The 3,396-nt window shown below is 45.1% G+C and carries 3 protein-coding genes and 2 pseudogenes; all 5 read right to left on the bottom strand.

The annotated features are described in order from the left end of the window. A pseudogene (locus tag GRP75_RS22050) lies at positions 1-145 on the bottom strand (cysteine ABC transporter permease); the annotation flags it as partial. Positions 146-221: 76 nt separating this feature from the next. Continuing rightward, positions 222-1,070 (bottom strand): annotated as a pseudogene (locus GRP75_RS22045) (transporter substrate-binding domain-containing protein). A gap of 160 nt (positions 1,071-1,230) precedes the next feature. Continuing rightward, positions 1,231-2,121: a LysR family transcriptional regulator gene (locus GRP75_RS22040; protein ID WP_013310069.1), complete on the bottom strand. Its 891-nt coding sequence runs from the start codon at positions 2,119-2,121 to the stop codon at positions 1,231-1,233. 108 nt (positions 2,122-2,229) lie between these two features. Beyond that, a complete protein-coding gene (gene ssuE / locus GRP75_RS22035; protein WP_029519116.1) occupies positions 2,230-2,760 on the bottom strand; it encodes an NADPH-dependent FMN reductase in 531 nt (176 codons plus the stop codon). Positions 2,761-2,777: 17 nt separating this feature from the next. After that, a partial coding sequence (locus GRP75_RS22030; protein WP_160790364.1) for an LLM class flavin-dependent oxidoreductase occupies positions 2,778-3,396 on the bottom strand: 619 nt, incomplete at its 5' end.

Here is a 3,396-nt window from a genome sequence, read left to right as displayed (position 1 = left end):
TATACATGCGAGGCAGCGCAACCAACAGACCAATGATAAGCCCCAATACAAGCGAGCTTGCCACAATAAACAAGGTGATGTGTAAGTAAGACAGCATTTTCGGGATAAAGCTAAAAACATAGTCAATATTGAACTCTCTGCTCATATGCCTGCCTCCTTTCTATACATCAGCGGTCAGAATACATAGAGTACCCTGACCGCTGAAATGTCCAAGTCTATCCTTACTTCTTACTGCTACCTTCTTTTTTCACATCTTCCAGAGACTTAGTGAAATCCTCTCCAAGCCATTTAATGCTCAGCTTCGACAACGTACCGTCGTCCTTCACTTCCTGAATGGCTTTGTCCAGGTCATCCGCCAATCCTTGCTCATTTTTGTTCAGTACATACAGTACATCCGATTGAGTCAAAGGATCACCAACGGTTTTCAGAGCTACTTCTCCTTTTTCATCGGTGTTAAAACGGTTCGCAAAGTCTGTCGTAACGGTAGCATCTATACGGCCGCTCGTAATTTGTTGCACCGTATCATTGGCTGCACCACTCGTATAAACGATATTCAGGGCATCTCCGTGGGTTTTGTTATACTCTTTCAGCACATACGCCGCATTACTGGTTGGGCTGGTGAGTACCTTTTTCCCTTTCAAATCATCAATTTACTGAACGGTATTTTTATCCTTCGCTACAGCGACTCTGTTCAGAAAAATGCTATACGGATTTTTGTTGAACAGATACTTGGCTTCGCGCTCCGGGTTTTTTTCCATTTGATGCGATACCAGATCAATCTTGCCGGCATCGAGACTTAGCAGCAAATTTCCAAAGTCCATCGTTTTGAATTCAAATTCGTATTGAGGCAGGCGCTTGTCCAGCTCCTTAATCAGCTCCACATCAAAACCTGTTAAGTTTCCGTTTTCGTCAATAAAGCATACATTTTTGAATTGAGTACCTGTGCCTACGATAATTTTCTTCACGTCTCCACTTGAACCTGATGCGCTAGACGCGTTATCTGAGGAACCGCAGCCTGCCAACACCAGGATGATTGCCATAACAGACAATATTGCAAACCACTTTTTCATATGAATCCCCCTCATCTCTTTGTATATCAGCAGTTTGCGACATACATGGTAGCTACAACATCCAATAATTTATAATTCCTATAAGCTTAATAGGTTTTAGAATGTGATTAATTTAACACCTGGAAAACTATACGTCAATCCACCAAGCTATAGAACATTCCTATAACAAAACAGCACCCCGGAAACCTTCTGTCAGTGCATCTGCAAAATCCGAGGTCACTGCACAGTCTTCTTTGGTCGCTATTATGCTAATCTGCATAGACACCCCAGCTACCTCTGGAACATGGATACGGAATAGTTTCTGATCTTTCACTTCACGGTTCACACAGACATCCGGCAAAAAGGCAATACCCGCTTCTTCCAATACCAGCTTTTTGGCCGTGACCACATTGTCTACCTGAAAAGCAATGTCCGGTGGCTGCTCCAGTGATTCAAAAGCGCGATGAATCCTCATCCAATCTAGTGATCCGCATTCGAAAAATACCAGTGTTTCACGTTGAATATCCTGTATGCTTGCCTTTCCTGTTTTCATAAACGGATGGCCGTCGTATACATACAGGGAAATCGGATCTTCATAAAAAGCAAGCGTACGGATAGCCGGATGCATCACTTTACGGACAAAACTAATGTCTACCTCACGGTTCAACAGTTTATGTACCAGTTGATCCGTCGTAGCCGTCACAATTTTGTAGTTAACCTCTGGATAACGGGCACGAAGCTGCTTTAATATTTCAGGAATGATGTAGTTCGACACCGATATCGTGCAGCCAATTCGAATTTGCTGAGGGGCTTTCTTACGCTGTTGGAGCTTTTGCTTCCCTTTTTGCAGCACCTGAAGCATCTGCTCCGCATAAGGAAGAAACTTTCGTCCATCCTCCGTCAGAACCGTTTGCTTGCTTTGGCGGTCGAACAGCTTGCATTCTAGCTCGCGCTCTAGCGTCTGAATCCGTGCTGTAACGGAGGGCTGGGACAAGAACAAGGCTTCTGCCGCCTTGTTAAAGCTCCCATAATGATTCACGTATACAAAGGCTTCCATATTCTCGATATTCATACGCAAGTCCCCCAGTAAGTTTTATATACATTTATCCAATATGTTAACTTGGTTTTTTTGTATCATAAAACTCACTGAACGACCTGTCAATGGAAATATTGAAAATATCTATAATTTTAATAGCTCATTTAGTTCTTTAACAGAACGTTCCAACCGTGCAACCAATTCTTCGGACAACCCGTATGCTCCATCTGGCAGACGTTCGACCCACTGATCCACTGCGTACACCCCGCCAAGAATATGTCTTCCGCCCAGTGCATTAATAACCGGCTTCAAGGCATAGTCAATGACCAGCAGGTGAGCCAGCGTACCTCCGATAAATAAAGGCAAGACAGGTTTCCCTCTTAGCCCCTCCTGCGGAACCAAATCCAGGAATATTTTCAATAGTCCTGAATAGGACGCCTTATAGACTGGAGAAGCCACAATAACGGCATCCGCTGCTGCAATCAGCGCAAGTGATGCTGTGACGTCGGGGCTGTTAAAGTTAGCCGTGACCAGATCCTCCGCCGGCAAGTCGACCACATTCAGCAGTGTGACCTCCGCTCCAGCCTGTTGCAACTGCTCCGTTGTATAGTTAATCAAGCCGTATAAACGGGATTGTGTAGACGGACTGCCTGATAGGATGACAACCTTGGACATATTTTTTCCTCCTTCTGTTATGCGTCAACCTTCACTTTGGATTTGGCTGCTGTATAGCGGTTCTCAGGAATAGGCACGCCCAGGTTTTCACGCAGTGTGCTAAATTCATAATCCTGACGGTAAATACCGCGTTCCTGCAAAATAGGCACAACCAGATTTACGAAGTCATGCAGACCCGATGGTACATCAGAACCAATGATGAATCCGTCTGCTCCTTTTCTTTCAAACCACTCCTGCACTCGATCCGCCACCTGCTCAGCGGTTCCGATAAAAGAGGTTCTCGGCGTAGCTGAACGCAACGCAACCTCGCGTAAGGTCAAGTTTTGTTCCTTGGCTACTCGTTTGATTTTATCTGTACCGCTGCGGAACGCATTGCTGCCAATACCATCAAGCTCAGGGAATGGCTCATCCAGCGGATATTGTGAGAAATCATGATGATCGAAGAAACGTCCCAAATATTTTAACGCAGCCTCAATCGTCACCAGATTAGTGATCTCTTCATACTTACGTTCCGCTTCCTCCGTCGTGCTGCCAATAATCGGCGATATGCCCGGCAAAATGACAATATCCTCTTCGGATCTACCATAGCGTACCGCACGTTCTTTCACATCACGATAAAACTGCTGCGCTTCCTCT

The organism is Paenibacillus sp. OT2-17 (assembly GCF_009827695.1).
GTDB classification, from domain to species: domain Bacteria; phylum Bacillota; class Bacilli; order Paenibacillales; family Paenibacillaceae; genus Paenibacillus; species Paenibacillus polymyxa_B.
The sequence above is the reverse complement of the archived record's forward strand: the minus strand, read 5'-3'. Positions and strand labels throughout refer to the sequence as shown.